Raw genomic sequence first — 19,251 nt, 5'->3', positions numbered from 1 at the left:
GTAATAGCATATTGATTTCTCAATAAAATTTGTTTGTTATTCCGGCGGTTGTTGTCGCAATGCACGGCGGCGTTCAAAAACAGACCGTGGATCACCTACGTTCTGCTCCGGAGCTGCAACTGGCGCTCCAGGCAGTGGCACAGCGGGTGCGGCAAGTTGCGCCGGATGCGGACTTCCAGACTTTCCTGGCGGCCCCGGCACTGTCTTAATTTTCAATATTATTTCCTCGTGCTCATCACCCTGTTTGAAGGTGATTTTATCACGCTCCAATTTTTCAACTTGCATGCCGTTGATTTCTTGGCCCAGCTCGACACGCACCATCTTGCGAGAAGCGACTTCTCGTAACAACGCAATGTTTTTGTCCTTGGTAATAATGATGCCGTCCAAGATAAACTGCCCTTTGCGCATGGTTGGTTTGGGAGGCTCTATCACAACAGGCACAAGCGGCAGGGATGGCGGCGGCGACAGAGACAGTGAGCGGCGAGTAGACGCAGACGATGCCGAACGCTGACCAGGCACGAACTTGGGCGGCAGTGGGCGGCGGCTTGAAACAAACAGTGGCCGTGCCAATATCTCCGTATAGGATTTGTCCAGTGACCGCAAAGCGAACTCCGACTGTAATGGCAGCACTGCCGGCCTGATTTTTTGCGGCTTTGGCGGCGGCACGGGCAGGTTGACGCGCTTACCCCAACCAAGTTCGGTGCCAATCGTCCCTGTCAGAAATAAGATCAACGCCAACAATAATAGGGTTGTGAAATGGCGAGGTTCGAAGGGCAATTTCATTTTCTATCTGCTACCAACGTATAGCCAGATGCATCAAACTGCGTTATTAGTTCCGGCTCTGTCACGGGTGCGCCCTTATTCAAAGCATTGGCCTGCGAGCGTATGCTGACATTGTCAAGCAGCAAATAGGGCTGAACTGTTTCTACTGCATAAAGAATTTTTCTCAGCGTGGGCAGGTTGCTGGTAAATTGGATGTTGACCGTAACACGGCGATAACCGCCGTCATCCTTGAATGGCACCACCTGCATGCTGACCAGTTTGCCCCCATTGGTCTCGATCAGGTTTTTTACGGTTTCCTGAATTTCCGAGGCGGCCAATGCGACGCCGGTATTTCTGAGGAAATGTTGGCGACCATTTTTTTGCTTCACCTGATCGAGTGCCGACTGAACTTCGGCATGGGTCGCTACAACGTGCCGGTAACGTCCCATGTAATCGGCCAGACTATCCAGCGACTGATCGTAATGGCGATGCAACATGTTAATCGGGATGAACAGCAGCAACACACCAATCGTCAGGAACAATATTAACAACCCAATGGCCAAGCCACGACTTTGATTTTTAGTGAGGGCACGCATCAGGGTTGAGCCTTTGAATATGGCGCCGCTTTTATTGCCTGTTTAACTGGCGTATTCGAAGCTGGCGGCGCTGGCTTAAGGGCTGGGACTCGTAGCGGCAATGGCGAATTAAATTTCTCCGCTTCAAGCTTGCTGGATTCAGATATAGATTGTTCTGACTTACTAGCGCCGTTATCGAATTTGCCTGATTCAGGCTCGATAGCGGGCGATGGTGGTTGTAATGCAGACTGTTTGGGCGCGGGCATAATGACTTCGGCAGTCGCCACTGCCTTAATTTCTGCCGCCAGATGGTAACGCTCACTGTTTGGCATATTTCCTTTGGTTAGCGGCGAGCGAAAGTTGGCGTCATGCAAAATCCTGGTGCTCTCAATCAAGGCGATCAATTTCGACGAGGAGCCGGTTTCCCCCTGGATTTGCAGTTCCTTACCTTTGAGATTGAATTGTTGTACCCAGGTATCGTCCGGCAACAGGCGAGACAATTCGTCCATCAAGATTACTAGTGGCGGGGCTGCCTGCTTTTTATCTAGCATGAAATTGAATTCTGCGGCTAGCCTCTCTTGTTCACGCCGCAACGCGTCGGTTTCTCTCGCTTGCTGCTTGGCGCGGTCAACTATCGGCAGCAGCGCAATCACGGCTTGTCGCTTCTGCCAGATTGGGATGGTTATGGCGATCATTGCCAGTATCAACGTTAGCAGCAATAGCCCAGCATTGGCTCCACGCAACTTGGAAGGTTGGGTAGTGCTACGCTCAGTGGGCATCAGGTTGATGGCATCTCCGTCCGGCACAGCAATGCCAGCAACATACACGGCATTGACCGGCGCACCCCAACGCTCCAGCAGGTCAAGCGCGCCATCCACCGCTGAGCGTGGTACAACCACCAGCTTCACGACAAGCTGGTTTTTTTGGTTTTCCACACGCAACACACGGAAATCAAAATAAACTTGCTCAGCTTTGAATGGGGTATGGCGATCCATCTCAAAACCTAGCACTTGGCGCAGATTCTTAGCTGCCGCCAGAGGCAGTTCGACCTGTTTGACTAGGCATTGAGTATCAGTGAGACACAACGCAACCTGCTCATCGCGTTTATGTAGCTTGCTAAAAAGTGCCTGAAAGGCAATGCTTTGGGTATCATGCTCGCCAGATTGCCTATCGACTCGACCTTGCACGGTCAAGCTGTCTTTCAGCCAGCGCCGCAATATAACGGCTTGAGGAGTAACTTCTATCAGCAGTCCATTAGCGGCGTTTGCACTGGATTGCCGCAACCATTGCGGCACGAGCGCAATGAGTTCACCCGACCACCAACGCCAAAAGTGCCCAAGTGGAGAATTTTTGTCAAAAGTAAAGCGCGACTGGCGCGCAGTTTGAATTTTATTTGTCATGTAAAACTGCAGTGCGCATGTAGCGTTCCTCTCATCCTGGCAAAGAGAGGCTTAAGAGTAATGTGTTCTGCCTTAATGACAGAAGAAGCGCATGATAATCAATTGTTACTATAATTCGCTCTGTCTTTATCAGCATCGGGTTATTCTAAGGTGCAGTTACTAAGTACATGGATACGCAACGACGCACCCAAAGATTGGTTGGAGTTAGCTAATTATCGTTAAGTTCAATCAAAGCTTTATACTTAATTATAAAAAATTAGAATTTAGAATAATGTATCCATCAAGGCACTGTCATTTGAGTTTTTCGCCTGAACTTCAAATACCCTCAGAAAGCATACGTTGATAATGGATATACAACATTCCATATTGGAATGTTTAGGCAATCATTAATTTTGATGGAAATTGCGCGATCAGCTCTCTTACTCATCGCTCCGCGCAAATGGAAAGTGGATTAATCACACACAATCTATTAGTTAATAGCTGCTTGTTCTTCAACGATTGGCTTTGGAGTCGCTTCCCCTTCCTTCCAGGAAAAAAAAACGAACTTACGAACGGTGCCTTGATCAACTTTTACCACAGTTTCACGTATGAACACTGTACCATCTGGTAATGCCGCTTCGGCACGAACACTATACACGGAACCGTCATCACCCGCTACAGCAGCGGCAGCCGGCGCAAACGGCGGTGGCGGTAAATTTTTGAGCAAGGCCTCCTGACGTGCTAAAAGATAAGCGTCAACCAGCGCTACATTAGCACCGGGTAGTGCAAGCAAAACTTTTCTTGGCGCAATGGCTGCATTTATCCCCGCCTGATGTGAATCTACAGTCAGTGCATCTGCCAGATTTGCGTATAACTCGGGTGTCATGCCCAATACCCGCTGCAATTCATTAACCGTTTCAAACGGTGCATTAGCCGGGCGGTATTTCAACCCGGCAGCTTTGTATTCCGCAACCTCGGCACCTTTAGGACGCGGCAAATCATCACCGTCGCGCCAATCCACAATAGCATCCAGCAGGACATTACTTTCTTCATCGTTAAGGCCGACACTTTTTAACAAGCCTTTCAGCAAATCGTCCGATGCACTGTTAATGTCAATTTTACCGGACACATCCAGGAGCGTGATGTTAAGCTTGGCACCCCCGAATTCCCACTGATGTGGCACGCCATCGCCCTTCCATCGCTGCAGATCGCTGGCCGGTTTGAACATTTCGTAGAACGCACGCTGCATGCCACCATCAGCCACCGCCTGGGCGCGTGCTGCAGCTGCTAAATTCTGGGCTAGCAGCGTATCAGTACGCATACTGAAAGCGAAACTGGCAGCAATTACCGTCAACAGTGTGGTTGCCCACAATACCAGCACCAATGCAATACCATGTTGATGTTTTTTGTTGATCACGGCCTTCATTCACTCACGCATCGATTGGTAGAGCTGTCCCACATACAGCCAGTATCAGAACCGATCAACGGTGCGACCACTAAATCCGGCCAAACACGGCCATTACTGAACTTGACCCGAACACGAATCAGGTAGGGTAACCGCTGTTGAGTATCCCGATTTCCCCACTGGTCCCGCCATTGTGGTTCGGCATCTTTGGTTTCAGCACCAAAATAGGCAAAGCTTAATTCCGCCACATGGTCCGCCAGCACGATTTTTTCGGCATTTTCCAATGCGGTAAAATCAATACTGTCTGCCTCTGGAATAGCACGCCTCATTACCAGTTGGCCAACATCATTTTCCTGCACCAACTCCAGGCTGATCAGAAACAAACCACCGGTACCCAATCGCACGGCAATCGGAGCCACCAGCTTGACATTGTCTGGCTGACCGATGAACGCCAGATTCATATCTGCTTTTTTCTTCCAGTGAAATGGAGTTACCTGACTTAATTCACGCCGCAAAAATCCTTGCAGCAAAGCCAAATGTGTCGAATTTTCAGCACGTATCTCGCCGGCATCCCAGCTGCGTGCGCCTAGACGCATGCCACCAAACAGCAAGGCCAGGATAAAACCGAGCAAAGACATGGCGATTAGAAGTTCCAGCAAGGTGAAGCCGGTAATTCTGTGTTTGTCCTGGTTCACAACGCAACTCCATTCACCAGTCGCAGCGTTTTAAGGCTGGCCGAACGCGGCTGGTCGCTGCCGCCCCATAGCACCTGGATTTCCACTTCCAGCAGTGACACAGGCAAAATCGGCACTGGCAATCCAGTCTGGTCGCTCGTCTGTGTTGGAGCCACGGGATAGGGTCGAATACTGACATGCCAACGGTAAAAGGCATCAAACTCGCCATTGCTCTCACTTACTTTCAATGGTGTCTCGATGCCAATCGATGCTAACTTGCTTTGACCCAGCAACATTGCCTGCTGATATTCGTCAACACGACTGGCATTACGCAAGCCGCCAGAAAAAATCTGCATCAATACGCCCAATATCAGTGCCAGAATTACAAATGCCACCAGCACTTCAAGCAAAGAAAAACCACGACTGAATTTATACATGCCGAAGGGGATTGTCAGCAAATAACCTGGATATTTTCGCGGTCTTATAATGATGCAATGTCATATCAACGACCGCTTACATTAGATACAGCCAAAATTTCCAAATCGTCCAGGTTCACATACAGCTCTTAATTGAGAATGGTGACTTGGCCGGTCAGCCAATCGATATTAATATCGTATTTGCGGACACCCGATGTTACCGTGATACGACCGCCGGTGGAGCTTCCATCCGGGTAAAAGCGAATCGCACCGACTTTGTCGGGCAGTAGTTCGGACTGCGCTGTAAACAGGCTGATCTCCAACTTTGTAGGCAAGGCATAGCGGCGCTGGTCGCCACTCACTTTGAAATTTCGCTTTTCAACATCCAGTGTCAATGTCGATTCTTCTTTTCGCGTGACTGCTTGGTTGCGCGCTTGACGTAAGCCAGCCGCCAGCTGACGCGCCGCGCCCTTTAGTTCGGTGCCGGGCAGGCCGGCAGAGATCATCGGTACCGCCAAGGCATATACCATCGCCATTAGCATCAGCACCACCAGTAATTCAAGCAGGGTAAAACCGGCGCTGGCACGCGATTTTATTCGCCCCAATTATTGATATCCTTGTTTTCGCCTTCGCCACCTTCACGATTATCAAGGCCAAGTGAACTGATATCAAAATCTTTGTTGTGCTGTCCCGGCGAAGCGTAATGGTAATCGTTGCCCCACGGATCTTTTGGCACCATTTTCGATCCCTTAATATAAGGTCCGTTCCAACCGGTCGCACCAGTGGGTGACTCGATCAATGCCGACAAACTTTCCTGTGAAGTGGGATAGCGTCCTACTTCCAGCTTGAACAATTCCAGACTCTGTCCAAGCTGCTCGATTTGCAGCTTACCCGTTTTGCTTTTCGATGTACCAAGATAATCCATTACTTTTGGTCCCACCAAGCCAGCCAGCAGGCCTAGAATTACCAGCACTACCAGCAACTCGAGCAAGGTAAATCCTGTTTCCCGGCGTACCCGATTCATCCTGTTCATAATATCTCTCTCCAAAAATGTACCATTTCTATTTTCCTATGTTTCCCATGCTTCCTGACCACATCATTGCTTATGATGGGCTACGACAATGCTAAGCACGCCATGTAGTCGGGCTCTCAATCTCTGATTACATCGCCAAGTCGTTGACACTGAGGATGGCAAGCAGAATTGACATAATGATACCGCCAATCAACAGCCCCAGCCCCAAAATCAGTACCGGCTCCATTAGACTTAACATGCGCTTGACCGTTGTTTGCACCTCATTGTCATACACATCTGCAACGCGCAGCAGCATTTCTTCAAGCTGGCCCGTTTCTTCCCCAACGACTACCATATGAACCGCAAGCTTGGGAAACAAACCCGTTTCCATCATTGGTTTGCCCAACCCCAACCCTTGCTTGAGCTGATTCGCCACACTATCGAGTCCTTCAGCCATGACGCTATTATTTAAGGTTTCTTTGATAATAAAGAGCGCGTTCAATAAAGTCACTCCGTTGCCTAGCAAAGTACCTAGGCTGCGACTAAAGCGGGCCACCTCGATCTTGGCCACCAGGTCGCCTACCAGCGGCAGGCGCAGAAAAATGCCGTCCCAGCGGTAGCGGCTGGTAGGGTTTTGCATTTGCTGTCGCAGCAGCACATAAATGGCTAGCGCACCAATCAGCAACATCCACCAGTCATGGCGTAGAAAGTCACCAGCGGCAATGACGATTTGCGTTGGCAGCGGCAGGGTTTTACCGGATTGCTGAAACATCAGGGAAAACTGCGGCACAACGAATATCAACAACATCATCACCGAACTGGCCGCCACTAACATCAGGATGGCGGGATAGATTAATGCAGATGTAACAGTTTGCTTGAGTGCTTTGGCGCGTTCCATGAATTCAGTGATACGCGTCAGCACCGGACCAAGTGCGCCCCCAGCCTCGCCAGCACGCACCATATTGAGGTAGAAACGGGAAAACACGCCTTTCTGCGCTTCCATCGCTGCGGAAAGCGAAGCACCACCACGCACATCGTCGCGTACCTGCGTCAGCAGGTTACGCACTTTATCGTTTTCCGATAGCTCGACCAGAATTTCCAATGCGCGATCAAGTGGCAAACCTGCATGTAATAACGTTGCAATTTCACTCGTGAATACGCCAATTTCTGCCTGACTCACTCGACTGGAGCGTAGCCATCCGAATGAGGTGTTTCCGGCAGTTCGTTCCAGCTGCGCTAGTTCAATTTGAATCGGAATATAGCCCATAGCCTGCAAACGATCTACGACCGCTTCATTAGTACGGGCTTCCATCTCGCCTTCCAGCGCTTCGCCGTCTGCACTAACTGCGTTGTATTGAAACACCGGCAAAATCAAGCCTCCCGCGTCACGCGCAATACTTCCTCAATGGTCGTAACTCCTGCCATCACTTTGCGCAAACCATTATCAAACATGGTTCTCATACCTTGATCGATTGCCAGCTTGCGTATTTCCCCCGCAGTTGCGTGCTGCATCACTAAACTGCGAATACCATCACTCATCGGAAGTATTTCCACAATACTGACGCGACCAATATAGCCAGTGTGACCACAATGTGGACAGCCAACCGCATGATAAAGTTCAATCGGACGCGCTTCGGTAAAGCGATGTAACTCCATTTCATCGACCACTTCGGGCAGCACAATTCGCAATTGACGACATTGTTCGCACAATGTGCGCACCAGGCGCTGCGCAAGAATGCCAATCACAGTGGATGTCAGAAGGTAATCGTCCATGCCCATATCGAGTAGACGGTTGATCGTACTGGCAGCATCGTTAGTGTGCAGGGTGGACAGCACCAAGTGACCAGTAAGCGCGGCCTGTACGGCAATTTGTGCCGTTTCCAAATCGCGGATTTCGCCGATCATGATAACGTCTGGATCCTGGCGCACAATAGAGCGCAGGGCGTTGGCAAAGGTAAGACCGATCTGTGCTTTGACCTGAATCTGGTTTACGCCTTCCATCTGATATTCAACCGGGTCTTCCACCGTGAGTATCTTCACATCCGATTTGTTCAACGTTTGTAATGCGGTGTAGAGCGTGGTAGTTTTGCCACTACCAGTAGGGCCGGTGGCCAGAATAATGCCATGGGGTTGCTGCAATACATCTATGAATACTTTGAGCACATCATCATCAAACCCCAGCGCGGCAAAATTTAGGGTAGTACCACTCTTGTCTAGAATCCGCATAACCACGCTCTCACCATGCATGGTAGGCACAGTGGAAACACGCAAATCAATTTCCTTGCTCTGAATTCGCAATTTGATACGACCATCCTGTGGCAGACGCCGTTCCGCAATATCCATGCTTGCCATGATTTTAATCCGCGATATGACGGCAGCGGACAAGCGCCGCGGCGGCGACTCTACCTCGTGCATCACCCCGTCTACCCGGTAACGCACGATCAGACGATTTTCGAATGGCTCGATGTGAACATCGGATGCGCGCGCCTCCAGCGCATGGCCAATAATTAAATTAACCAGACGGATAACCGGCGCCTCGCTGGCAAGATCCTTAAGATGCTGCACATCGTCGCTCGCACCTTCTTCCTCGAGGGTTTCGATGTCGCCGACAATTTCCCCCATCGACGTCTTGCCGCTACCGTAAAGACGCTCGAAAGCGCTTTCCATATCCTGCTGCACTGCCACACGCACACTAACCGAGCGATGAGTTAGCAAGCCAAAGGCATTGATGACGTATTGATCAAGTGGATCCACTAGCGCCAGCACCAGCACGTGTTCATCTTCATGTAGCGGCAACGCTTTAGACTCTTTAAGGAAACGCACCGATACGCGCTCTTCCAGCAAGGGCACTTGAGGATAATCAGCCGGTTCCACTAGTGCGAGCCCAAGTTGTGCCGCCAATGCCTCTGCCACGTCACGGGCAGAAACAACCCCCAGCTTTAATAACAGTGCGCCAATACGCTCGTGTTCGCCCACTTCATCTTGCTGCAAATCTAGCGCACGCTCCAAATCGAGCGTATTCAGCTTCCCCTGCTCGACTAACCATTCTCCTAAACGTTTTCTCAACTTGATGCTTTCTGTGCGAAAAAGTGCGGGAATAGTATCACGAACATGCGGATTTTCGCGCAGGCGGGCTGCCATTCGCTTTTAACCAAGCCACAACTGAAGCATGTGCAGGCAGCTTCAAGTCTCCAGTGCAAAAACTCAGGAGGATGCCACTTGAAATCAAAAACGTCCGGCGTGTACGTGTCAAATTTAATGATGGAACGATACTAGGGATAAAACAAAAACAAGCGATATCCAGTTGGTTTAAGGTCGGCAGTATCAAGATGCAGCTTGATGCCAATCTCATGGTTGGGTAGCAGCCCTTGTTTTTCGTCCTCGCCGGATTTGAGATATTCCACTGGAGGGAAGATGCGACGCGCCAGTGCCTCATCCATCGAGTTGGTGAGTGTAAGTTCCAGATTGGGATAGGTTTGCGCGTAAGGCGCACGGTTTCGCAAGATGGCATTGAGAGCGATGACGCTCGCTTGTTTCGGATCGGATTCCAGATCAGAAGATTCGATGCTCAGCAGGTCAATTTTTTTCGGTAGCGGGATATCGCAGTTGAGCATCTTACAATAGGACGTGAGTACTGGCTTGATGCCCGGCAAGTACGCAGCGAGTTCGACACGAAAAAAATACGTAGTCTGTGCCAGTAACACTATGACTAACAACAATGTGACCACCACCCATGACCAGTGAATATTCTTTTTGATGACTGAGGCACTTATTTCCAGCGCTTCTTCTTTACTGTCCGTAGTGAGATGACTGAAATCATATTTATCGTGGGTTGCGGGGATATGCTCTACCGGACTTTGGACAGGCACTTGCTGCATTTCCTCCAGATCCAGGGTTAGAGTAAGTTGCGAGCTGAGTTCATTATCATGCAATTGTTTTATTGCGTTGAATATTGCCTGGCAACGTCCGCACCGCACCATGCCCTGATGCATATCCAGCTGAGCTTGGCTGACCTTAAAGCGGGTACTACACTCCGGGCATTGGGTGACTGCATTCATCGCTTCACTCCAGATAAGCATGCCCAACCTTCTTCCACAACCGGTGGTCTGAAGTCAAACCATTGATCATAGATTTTCATGACGTCCTCGGCCTGTTCGCTGAGTACGCCGGATAATACAATCTGACCACCTTGCCGCGATGAGCCTGCCAGTAATGGCGCGAGTACTTTGAGAGGATTGGTAAGAATATTGGCTACTACAATGTCAACTTGTTGTTTCAGTGCAGCATTAGGCAAGTAGAACTGCGCGTCAACTTGATTAACCATTGCATTGTCGCGGCTGGCTTGCACGGCTTGCGCATCCACGTCCACGCCCGTGGCGCTGGCAGCGCCTAATTTGAGCGCAGCGATGGTCAGGATACCCGAGCCGCAGCCATAATCCAGAACGGATTCACCTCCTTGCAAATGACTGTCCAACCAGCGCAAACACAAACGGGTAGTGGGGTGGCTTCCGGTACCAAAAGCCAAGCCGGGGTCGAGCGTAATGTTGATGGCACTGGAGTCAAATGGGGTATGCCAGGTAGGCACGATCCATAGGCGCTGCGAAATACGGATGGGGTTAAACTGCAATTGAGTCAGGCGCACCCAGTCGTTGTCCGCCAAGGTTGCGATGGCATAGTTTGGCGGCTGTTGCAGCCCGATGGCGTGTGCCGCTTCTAGCATGATTGCGTCTATCGGCGTATCTTCGACAAACAGAGCAGTAACGCGATTGTATGACCAAAGATGGGAGACGGGTTCGCCCGGTTCACCAAATATGGCTTGCTCATTTGGGGTATCGGCATCTGCATCGTGAATATCCACAGATAGTGCGCCGAGCGCCAACAGAGCCTCACTCAGCATCTCCGCCTCGGATGCAGATGCAGTGATTGTCAGCGTAAGCCAAGCCATGTTATTTTACCTTGATGCGTTCGGCTAGCTTGTGTTCCAAATAGTGAATGCTGGTGCCACCTCGTAAAAAAGCAGCATCTAACATTAGTTCCTGATGCAGAGGAATATTAGTCTCTATACCTTCTACCGCCATTTCTGATAAGGCGGTACGCATGCGTGCTATCGCCTGTTGGCGATTGTCCCCATATGCGATGATCTTGCCGATCATGGAGTCGTAGTGAGGCGGCACGAAGTAATTGGCGTACACATGCGAATCCACGCGAATACCAGGGCCACCAGGAGTATGCCAAGTAGTAATGCGGCCGGCTGAGGGCGTGAACTTGTAGGGATGTTCGGCATTGATGCGACATTCAATGGCATGACCTTTGAGCGTAATATCATTTTGCTTGAAACTGAGTTTTTCGCCGGCAGCGATACGAATCTGCTGTTGCACGATATCTATGCCCGTAATCATTTCGGTGACCGGATGCTCTACCTGTACGCGAGTGTTCATTTCAATGAAGAAAAATTCATCGTTTTCATACAGAAACTCAAAAGTCCCCGCACCGCGATAGCCAATCTTGCGGCAAGCTGCTGCACAACGCTCACCCATTTTATTACGAAGACGAGTATTGAGCAGAGGTGCTGGCGCTTCCTCAAGAATTTTCTGATGGCGGCGTTGCATTGAGCAGTCACGCTCACCTAAATATACCGCATTGCCATAAGAATCAGCCAGAACTTGGAATTCGATGTGGCGTGGATTCTGCAAAAACTTTTCCATATACACCACAGGATTATTAAACGCCGCCTGCGCTTCACTACGCGTCATGACCACAGCATTCAGCAACGCGGCTTCGGTATGTACTACGCGCATGCCGCGTCCGCCACCGCCCCCAGCGGCCTTGATAATGACCGGATAACCGATACTGCGTGCGATCTTGGTAATTTCGGCTGGATTGTCCGGCAGTGCGCCATCCACGCCCGGCACACAAGGAATACCCGCTTTTTTCATTGCGTTTTTGGCGGACACTTTGTCGCCCATTAAACGAATGGTCTCCGGCCGTGGGCCAATGAATACGAATCCACTTTTTTCCACACGTTCGGCGAAGTCAGCATTCTCAGACAAAAACCCATAGCCCGGGTGGATAGCCTGAGCATCTGTAACTTCCGCTGCGCTAATGATGGATGGAATGTGCAGATAGCTATGTAGCGAGGAAGCCGGGCCAATGCACACCGATTCATCGGCCAGTTTGACATACTTGGCGTCTGCGTCAGCTTCGGAATGCACTGCTACGGATTTAATGCCCATTTCACGACAGGCGCGCTGAATTCTTAAGGCAATCTCGCCTCGATTTGCGATGAGAATTTTTTCAAACATTATTTAACCGATAACAAAAAGAGGTTGACCATATTCCACCGGCTGGCCACTCTCGACCAGAACCGCACTAATGACACCGCTTTGATCAGCTTCGATTTCATTGAGCAGCTTCATTGCTTCGATGATACAGAGGGTGTCGCCCACATTCACGCTCTGGCCCACCTCCACAAAGGGTTTGGCACCAGGGGAGGGGCTGCGGTAAAAACTACCAACCATCGGCGATTTCACTACGTGGCCATCTGGGGCTGCGGGTTCGACTGGCTCAACCGGCGCATCGGCCAATTGTGAGGCAAGCGTGGTCATGTGCTGCGGTGCTGCATAAACATGCTGCACCGCAGCACATGACCGTACAATGCGCACGCGTTCTTCGCCTTCACTAATTTCCAGCTCTGCAATACCAGAGCTTTCAACCAGTTCAATCAAGGTCTTGAGTTTACGTAAATCCATGATTAGCTCCTAACAGAATATTGCAGCGCGTATTGCACTGCGAGTTCATAACCGGTTGCACCCAAACCGCTGATAACACCAATAGCGAGATCAGAAAAATATGATTCTTTGCGAAATGGTTCACGTGCAAACACATTGGAAAGATGGACTTCAATAAATGGAATGGCCACCGCAGTCAGCGCATCGCGTAAAGCCACGCTAGTATGTGTAAACGCAGCAGGGTTAATGACAATAAAATCAGTACCATCTTGGCGCGCCAAATGTATACGATCCACTAAAGCAGATTCAGAATTACTCTGAAAATGCAATAGATTTGCGCCTTGCATGCGAGCTAAATGCTGTAATTTGTTGTTAATTTCGTCTAATGTAGTATGGCCATACACGCTTGGCTCGCGGCTGCCGAGCAAGTTCAGATTGGGGCCATGTAGAACCAGAATGGTTTTCATGAACACAGTTTGCCGCAAATTAGGACAAGTTGTCTATTTTTTAGCAGAAATTGAGCGGAGTAGTTACGCGAGACGTTCTTCTTGCAAACGTTTACGCAATTCCTCAACGGTAAAGATGGAGGGGGTAAAACTTCCTCGCAATGCGAGTAAATCCTTTTCAACGGTTACCAGTGCATCTACCTTGGCTTTGTGTGCCACGGCCAAAAATACTTGGCTAAATATGCCGTGCGATGGCATCCAGTTGGATATGGACGCTGTTTCACAGTATGGAAAAAAATCTTCCAGCAACAAATCCTGCTCAGCGATTGACAAATTAAATTTAGGATAATCCAATGAATCGAATAAATCTTCCTTTGTTGCGTTACTGATCACTGGACGGATAGACTTCGCCTGCCAAGCCTTTCTCAACCACGCCAAATTCCCGTTGGCGAACAACAATGCAGAGAGTATTACATTGGTATCGAGAACAACGCGCATGTTATTCTTTGGGCCGACGTGCCCAAGCACAGGCGTCTGCTACATCTTTTTCGGAAATCCCCGATGCAATCAATTTATCACGTACGGCTTCGACGCTTTGAGCTAAAACTGGTGTCACAACGATGGCACTACTATCAACTTCATCGACGTATCCAGCAGCCTCCACTTGGGCAGCGCTTTGATCTGGAGACGTGATCTGGTCGTTTGGAGTTATCTTGACGTGCATGGTAGCTACCTCAGCGGCAAGCAAAAGTAAGTAAGGCAATTACAGCAAAATTGTACTTGAGAAAACCGAGGTACGCAAGCTTAAACCATTGCCCAATAAGGAACAGACGGGCTTTACCGGCCTTACTGTCATTAAAGATGTGTAGCTTTTCCCAAAAGGTGTGCTGCGTTTATCTGGACGTCAGATAATCGTTAGGAGTTCGTGCGAGTAACGCGCAGGCTGACCAGTGCGGCAGGTGAGTTTCAAACGGTTGCCCGGAGGAATTCAGTTCAAAAGAGGAGCGAATGACTTGATGTAAAATTACGATCCCGCCAGTGAAAATTATATACAAGTTATTGTATTAGATTTATTAAATTGATAACTATTTTTCTCCTGTTGCCCTAAACAGGGCAGTGCGGCATAATTACTAATTGGTTTGTTACAAAAATAATTTATTTATTCTTTAAGAGATGTTCAGGAGGTTAGTGAAAGATGGCTGCGGCGCGTAAGGTACACCCCCCCAAGTTTAATGACACAACTGGAGCGATCCGCGCTTTGGCGATGGATGCAGTTCAGAAAGCAAACTCTGGCCATCCTGGCGCCCCCATGGGCATGGCAGAAATCGCCGAAGCACTGTGGATTCACCATCTGCGCCACAACCCGGCTAACCCTAAGTGGGCCGATCGTGACCGTTTCGTGTTTTCCAACGGCCATGGCTCGATGCTGATTTATGCCCTGCTGCATTTGACTGGCTACGACTTGCCGATTGATGAGTTGAAGCGCTTCCGCCAGCTACACTCCCAGACTCCAGGGCATCCAGAATATGGCTACACCGCTGGCGTCGAAACCACTACTGGCCCGCTGGGTCAAGGCATTACCAATGCGGTAGGTTTTGCCCTAGCGGAAAAAATGCTGGCAAATGAATTTAATCGGCCCGGCCACGAAATCGTTAACCACCATACTTATGTTTTCCTCGGCGACGGCTGCATGATGGAAGGCATTTCGCATGAATCCTGTGCACTGGCCGGTACCTGGGGGCTCGGCAAGTTGATTGCCTTCTGGGACGACAACGGCATTTCGATTGATGGACATGTTGAAGCCTGGTTTACCGACGATACGGCCAAACGCTTTGAGTCTTATGGTTGGCATGTAATCGCCAATGTGGAAGGCCATGATCCCGAAGCAATTGATGATGCCATCAAGGCTGCCAAAGAAGTTACCGACAAGCCTACACTGATTTGCTGCAAAACCATCATCGGCGCGGGCTCCCCCAATAAGGCTGGCACGCATGACGTGCATGGCGCTGCATTGGGCGATGCGGAAATCGCTGCTACGCGCGAATACATAGGCTGGAAATACCCGCCGTTCGAAATTCCAGCACACGTTTATCAAGCGTGGAATGCGCGTACCAAGGGTGAGGGTTTGGAAAAATTGTGGGACAATAAATTTGCAGAATACCGCAAGATTTTCCCCCAGGAAGCGGCTGAGTTTGAGCGGCGAATGAAGGGTGATTTGCCAGCAGACTGGGCACAGCATGCTGCGGACTTGATCGCCAAGACCAATGAAAAGGCAGAAACCATTGCCTCGCGCAAGGCATCGCAGAACGCGATTAACGGTCTAGTGCCGGCACTACCTGAATTTCTTGGCGGCTCGGCGGATCTGACCGGTTCGAACCTAACCAATTGGACGGGCGCCAAGCACGTTCATGGAAAAACGACAGGTAACTATATTAGTTACGGAGTTCGCGAATTCGGCATGTCAGCCATTATGAATGGCGTAGCGTTGCATGGCGGTTTGCTACCATTTGGCGGCACTTTCCTGATGTTCTCAGAATATGCACGCAATGCACTGCGCATGGCTGCGCTGATGAAACAGCGCGTGATTTTCGTATACACGCATGACTCCATCGGCCTAGGCGAAGACGGTCCAACTCATCAGCCAGTGGAACAAACCACCACGCTACGCTATATTCCAAATATGGATGTTTGGCGTCCTTGTGATACGGTGGAATCTGCCGTGTCATGGGTTGCAGCGGTTGAGCGCAAAACTGGCCCGAGCAGCCTTATCTTCAGCCGCCAGAATTTGGCATTCCAAAAACGCGATGCGGATCAAATCGCCAACATCCGCAAGGGTGGTTATGTGTTATCGGAAGCCGCCAATGGCAAGCCACAAGCGCTCATTATCGCGACAGGCTCCGAGGTGGGTCTGGCCATGGATGCACAAAAAGCCTTGGCCCAAGACGGCATTAATGTACGAGTAGTTTCCATGCCTTCAACGAATGTATTTGATCGTCAAGATCAGGCATACAGGGACAGCGTGTTACCAAAGGGCAGTAAACGCGTAGCTGTCGAAGCTGGCGTGACAGGTTTTTGGTACAAATATGTTGGTTTGGACGGTGCGGTAATTGGCATGGATACCTTTGGCGAATCTGCTCCGGCAGGTGAATTGTTCAAACACTTCGGCTTTACCATTGAAAATGTGGTGAAAGCCATGAAAAGCATACTTTAAATTTCTGGTAGCGATACAGCGGACTCTATGAGCTTTGCTTGAAGAGGCAAAAAGTGTCCGCATAACCTTGCTGTGATGATCATCGTAAGGCCATATCAAGTCAGTCTCAGTGTTGCAACTGTAGTAGCTAGTGCAAACATCGAGGCTCGCATACTGCTCCCTTCCGTCGAAGTGGGCACTTAGCGTTGCAGCGGTAGGATTGGCGACACGCTTCAAGGTTATCCTGTCGTCCGGTTATTTGTGGCAGAGCATGTGAAGATGCTGAAAGTTTAAATATTTGATTAGCTGAGCTACAACATCAGAACAGTCTGAAGAAATTTGTCTGAATTACAATTTTAGTTATAAAACCAGGAGAGAAACATGACAATCAAAGTTGGTATCAATGGGTTTGGTCGAATTGGCCGTATGGTGTTCCGCGCAGCGGTTAAAAATTTCAAGGACATCGAGATCGTAGGCATTAACGACCTGCTTGAACCCGACTACTTGGCTTACATGTTGAGCTACGACTCCGTGCATGGCCGCTTTGATGGCAGCATTTCCATTGAAGGCAATACCTTGGTCGTCAACGGTCACAAGATCCGCCTGACTGCCATCAAAGATCCCGCCGAACTGAAATGGAATGAAGTGGGCGCTGATATAGTCATCGAGTCCACCGGTCTCTTCCTCACTAAGGAAACCTGTGAAAAACACATTGCCGCTGGCGCCAAGAAAGTCATCATGTCTGCCCCGTCCAAGGATGACACGCCCATGTTTGTGTACGGCGTGAATGACAAAACCTATGCTAACCAAACGATTATCTCCAACGCTTCCTGCACTACAAATTGCCTCGCCCCTGTGGCCAAGGTGCTAAACGACACCTGGGGCATCAAGCGCGGACTCATGACCACCATACACGCCGCCACCGCCACCCAGAAGACCGTGGATAGCCCTTCTAACAAGGATTGGCGTGGTGGTCGCGGCATTCTCGAAAACATCATTCCGTCTTCGACTGGTGCGGCCAAGGCCGTGGGCGTGGTTATTCCCGAACTGAATAAAAAACTCACCGGCATGGCTTTCCGTGTACCCACCTCTGACGTATCCGTGGTTGACCTCACCGTGGAACTGGACAAGGCTGCGACCTACGCCGAAATCTGCGCCGCCATGAAGACCGCATCCGAGGGTTCAATGAAGGGGATACTGGGCTATACGGGCGAAAAAGTGGTTTCTACCGACTTCCGGGGCGAGAGTTGCACTTCTGTTTTCGATGCAGAGGCTGGTATGTCTCTGGATGGCACCTTTGTTAAGGTCGTCTCTTGGTACGATAACGAATGGGGCTACTCCAGCAAGGTTCTGGAGATGGTTCGCGTCATCGCTAAATAAACATGCACGCAAGGTGAGGAACTCTCTCACCTTTTTGTATTTTTCTTACGTTTCACCTCGAATGCTTAATTGGAGAAAGAATTGTCCGTAATCAAAATGACTGATTTGGATCTCAGGGGCAAACGTCTGCTGATCCGCGAAGACTTGAATGTTCCCCAAACTGATGACGGTACCATAACCGACGATACTCGCATCCGGGCAAGCATGCCTACCATCCAGCATGCCGTGAAAGCAGGCGCCAAAGTAATGTTAATGTCCCACCTCGGTCGTCCTGAAGAAGGTATATATTCCGAAGCCGATTCCCTAAAACCTGTAGCCAAGCGTTTGTCCGACTTGTTGGGTAAAGAGATACGGGTAATTAAAGATTGGCTGGACGGCGGCTTCACCATCGCCGATGGCGAAGTCGTACTATTTGAGAACGTGCGCTTCAATAAAGGTGAAGGCAAAAACAACGACGAGCTGTCCCAAAAAATGGCTAAGCTGTGCGACATCTATGCAATGGATGCATTCGGTACCGCACATCGCGCGCAGGCTTCCACCCACGGTGTGGCGAAGTATGCACCAGTGGCATGCGCGGGCCCACTACTGGCAGCAGAACTGGAGGCATTGGGCAAGGCATTGAAAAGCCCGGCTCACCCGCTGATCGCCATCGTCGGCGGTTCTAAGGTTTCATCCAAGTTAACCGTATTGGAATCGTTGTCGCACATCGTGGATCAATTGATCGTCGGTGGCGGCATTGCCAATACTTTCATTAAAGCAGCTGGTTATAACGTCGGTAAATCGCTATATGAACCCGATCTTGTAGCCGAAGCCCAGCGTTTAATACAAGCCGCCAAGACCAAGGGCGGATCGATTCCGGTACCTACCGATGTGGTCGTGGGCAAAAAGTTCGATGCCAATGAGCCTGCCGTGGTTAAGAAAGTGGCTGATATCACCGATGATGATATGATTTTTGATATTGGACCCGAAACTGCCCAGACTTATGCATCCTATCTGAAGAACGCCGCAACCATCGTGTGGAATGGCCCGGTAGGCGTATTTGAATTTGACCAGTTTGGCGCTGGCACCAAAACGCTAGGCATGGCGATCGCGGAAAGCCCCGCATTTTCTATCGCCGGCGGTGGGGATACGCTGGCGGCGATTGCCAAATACAAGATCAGCGATCGAGTAAGCTATATTTCCACGGGCGGCGGGGCATTTCTAGAATTCCTCGAAGGCAAAAAATTGCCAGCGGTGGAAATTCTTGAGCAACGTGCTGCGAAGTAAAGCGAAGTAAATAAGACG

At 50.0% G+C, this 19,251-nt stretch carries 20 protein-coding genes; 3 read left to right on the top strand and 17 right to left on the bottom strand.

Going from position 1 to position 19,251, the window contains the following annotated elements; genetic code table 11:
* Positions 1 to 36 precede the first annotated feature (36 nt).
* From MKZ32_RS00575 to MKZ32_RS00495, 17 genes are all read right to left on the bottom strand, one after another.
* Positions 37 to 783, bottom strand: a complete 747-nt coding sequence (locus tag MKZ32_RS00575) for a hypothetical protein (RefSeq protein ID WP_239795475.1) — start codon at positions 781 to 783, stop codon at positions 37 to 39.
* Complete coding sequence (gspM, locus tag MKZ32_RS00570) at positions 780 to 1,358, bottom strand: type II secretion system protein GspM (RefSeq protein ID WP_239795474.1); 579 nt, start codon at positions 1,356 to 1,358, stop codon at positions 780 to 782. Before gspM ends, MKZ32_RS00575 begins: the two co-directional genes overlap by 4 nt.
* On the bottom strand, positions 1,358 to 2,737 hold the full coding sequence (locus MKZ32_RS00565; RefSeq protein ID WP_239795473.1) for a PilN domain-containing protein: 1,380 nt from the start codon (positions 2,735 to 2,737) through the stop codon (positions 1,358 to 1,360). The genes gspM and MKZ32_RS00565 overlap by 1 nt, the downstream gene beginning before the upstream one ends.
* Positions 2,738 to 3,206: 469 nt before the next feature.
* Positions 3,207 to 4,133 (bottom strand): type II secretion system minor pseudopilin, encoded by a 927-nt coding sequence (locus MKZ32_RS00560; protein ID WP_239795472.1) that lies wholly within the window; start codon positions 4,131 to 4,133, stop codon positions 3,207 to 3,209.
* 5 nt (positions 4,134 to 4,138) lie between these two features.
* Complete coding sequence (locus MKZ32_RS00555; protein WP_239795471.1) at positions 4,139 to 4,816, bottom strand: prepilin-type N-terminal cleavage/methylation domain-containing protein; 678 nt, start codon at positions 4,814 to 4,816, stop codon at positions 4,139 to 4,141.
* Complete coding sequence (locus MKZ32_RS00550) at positions 4,813 to 5,232, bottom strand: prepilin-type N-terminal cleavage/methylation domain-containing protein (RefSeq protein WP_239795470.1); 420 nt, start codon at positions 5,230 to 5,232, stop codon at positions 4,813 to 4,815. Before MKZ32_RS00550 ends, MKZ32_RS00555 begins: the two co-directional genes overlap by 4 nt.
* Before the next feature lie 128 nt (positions 5,233 to 5,360).
* Positions 5,361 to 5,816, bottom strand: a complete 456-nt coding sequence (locus tag MKZ32_RS00545; RefSeq protein WP_239795469.1) for a GspH/FimT family pseudopilin — start codon at positions 5,814 to 5,816, stop codon at positions 5,361 to 5,363.
* Positions 5,804 to 6,244, bottom strand: coding sequence for a type II secretion system major pseudopilin GspG (gspG, locus tag MKZ32_RS00540; protein ID WP_320412253.1), 441 nt, complete (start codon positions 6,242 to 6,244; stop codon positions 5,804 to 5,806). Before gspG ends, MKZ32_RS00545 begins: the two co-directional genes overlap by 13 nt.
* A gap of 127 nt (positions 6,245 to 6,371) precedes the next feature.
* Positions 6,372 to 7,586, bottom strand: a complete 1,215-nt coding sequence (locus tag MKZ32_RS00535; RefSeq protein WP_239798064.1) for a type II secretion system F family protein — start codon at positions 7,584 to 7,586, stop codon at positions 6,372 to 6,374.
* Positions 7,587 to 7,594: 8 nt separating this feature from the next.
* Positions 7,595 to 9,364: a type II secretion system ATPase GspE gene (gene gspE, locus MKZ32_RS00530; RefSeq protein WP_239795468.1), complete on the bottom strand. Its 1,770-nt coding sequence runs from the start codon at positions 9,362 to 9,364 to the stop codon at positions 7,595 to 7,597.
* A 131-nt stretch (positions 9,365 to 9,495) separates the two neighbouring features.
* Positions 9,496 to 10,281, bottom strand: a complete 786-nt coding sequence (locus MKZ32_RS00525; protein ID WP_239795467.1) for a zinc-ribbon and DUF3426 domain-containing protein — start codon at positions 10,279 to 10,281, stop codon at positions 9,496 to 9,498.
* Positions 10,278 to 11,168 carry a 50S ribosomal protein L11 methyltransferase gene (prmA, locus tag MKZ32_RS00520; protein WP_239795466.1) on the bottom strand — a complete coding sequence of 297 codons (891 nt, stop codon included), beginning with the start codon at positions 11,166 to 11,168 and terminating at the stop codon, positions 10,278 to 10,280. The genes MKZ32_RS00525 and prmA overlap by 4 nt, the downstream gene beginning before the upstream one ends.
* A gap of 1 nt (position 11,169) precedes the next feature.
* The gene (gene accC, locus MKZ32_RS00515) at positions 11,170 to 12,525 is read right to left on the bottom strand and encodes an acetyl-CoA carboxylase biotin carboxylase subunit (protein WP_239795465.1); all 1,356 of its coding nucleotides are present in this window, start codon (positions 12,523 to 12,525) and stop codon (positions 11,170 to 11,172) included.
* Between the two features lie 3 nt (positions 12,526 to 12,528).
* Positions 12,529 to 12,972 (bottom strand): acetyl-CoA carboxylase biotin carboxyl carrier protein, encoded by a 444-nt coding sequence (accB, locus tag MKZ32_RS00510; protein WP_239795464.1) that lies wholly within the window; start codon positions 12,970 to 12,972, stop codon positions 12,529 to 12,531.
* 2 nt (positions 12,973 to 12,974) lie between these two features.
* Positions 12,975 to 13,418, bottom strand: coding sequence for a type II 3-dehydroquinate dehydratase (gene aroQ, locus MKZ32_RS00505; RefSeq protein ID WP_239795463.1), 444 nt, complete (start codon positions 13,416 to 13,418; stop codon positions 12,975 to 12,977).
* A gap of 63 nt (positions 13,419 to 13,481) precedes the next feature.
* Complete coding sequence (locus MKZ32_RS00500) at positions 13,482 to 13,895, bottom strand: putative toxin-antitoxin system toxin component, PIN family (protein ID WP_239795462.1); 414 nt, start codon at positions 13,893 to 13,895, stop codon at positions 13,482 to 13,484.
* Position 13,896: 1 nt separating this feature from the next.
* Entirely contained in the window at positions 13,897 to 14,160 is a 264-nt protein-coding gene (locus tag MKZ32_RS00495) for an AbrB/MazE/SpoVT family DNA-binding domain-containing protein (protein ID WP_239795461.1), read from the bottom strand.
* 432 nt (positions 14,161 to 14,592) lie between these two features.
* Here MKZ32_RS00495 and tkt point away from each other — a divergent pair, with 432 nt between their 5' ends.
* The 3 genes from tkt (at position 14,593) to MKZ32_RS00480 (ending at position 19,233) form a co-directional block, all read left to right on the top strand.
* Complete coding sequence (tkt, locus tag MKZ32_RS00490) at positions 14,593 to 16,608, top strand: transketolase (protein ID WP_239795460.1); 2,016 nt, start codon at positions 14,593 to 14,595, stop codon at positions 16,606 to 16,608.
* A 360-nt stretch (positions 16,609 to 16,968) separates the two neighbouring features.
* Entirely contained in the window at positions 16,969 to 17,967 is a 999-nt protein-coding gene (gene gap, locus MKZ32_RS00485) for a type I glyceraldehyde-3-phosphate dehydrogenase (RefSeq protein WP_239795459.1), read from the top strand.
* Positions 17,968 to 18,048: 81 nt separating this feature from the next.
* Complete coding sequence (locus MKZ32_RS00480) at positions 18,049 to 19,233, top strand: phosphoglycerate kinase (protein ID WP_239795458.1); 1,185 nt, start codon at positions 18,049 to 18,051, stop codon at positions 19,231 to 19,233.
* Positions 19,234 to 19,251 lie beyond the last annotated feature (18 nt).

Origin of the sequence: Candidatus Nitrotoga arctica (assembly GCF_918378365.1) — a bacterium.
Taxonomy (GTDB): Bacteria; Pseudomonadota; Gammaproteobacteria; order Burkholderiales; family Gallionellaceae; genus Nitrotoga; species Nitrotoga arctica.
The sequence above is the reverse complement of the archived record's forward strand: the minus strand, read 5'-3'. Positions and strand labels throughout refer to the sequence as shown.